Raw genomic sequence first — 471 nt, forward strand, 5'->3', positions numbered from 1 at the left:
GGGGGACGAGGGGCGGGGGGGCGGTGGCGGGGCGGGCCTCCCCGGTGACCCAGACCCTCCGGGCGGACCGGGGGAGGGCCTGCAGGAGGTCGGCGAGAAGCCTCCCCGAGAGGTCCAGCCGCCACTCCCTGAGGACCTGGGGCCTCCCCCGGACCATGCGCACCCGGTAGGCCACCACCTGGCCGTCCCGGCTCACCGCCAGGGTGCGGCCCAACTCGTCCTCAACCAGAACCCCGTCCCGCCCCAGGGCCTCCACCACCAGGAAGCGCCCCTCCACGGGCTCCTGGGTCTCGCGGTTGAAGCCCCTCACCTCGGCCCAGACCTCCCAGCGGCCCCGCCAGTCCAGGTAGTCCAGCACGGCCACCTCCGGCGTCCCCACCAGGTGGCGGAAGGCGGAGGCGAAGCCCTGGCCCGAGAGGGGCCAGAGGGCGAAGCCGGAGAGGGCGAGGAAGAGGGCCAGGGTGGCCTCCT

At 75.6% G+C, this 471-nt stretch carries 1 pseudogene; it reads right to left on the reverse strand.

The annotated features are described in order from the left end of the window. Positions 1-471: pseudogene (locus ACYQ0J_RS00775) on the reverse strand (metal-dependent hydrolase); the annotation flags it as partial.

The sequence above is a fragment of the Thermus sp. FJN-A genome (assembly GCF_054655095.1).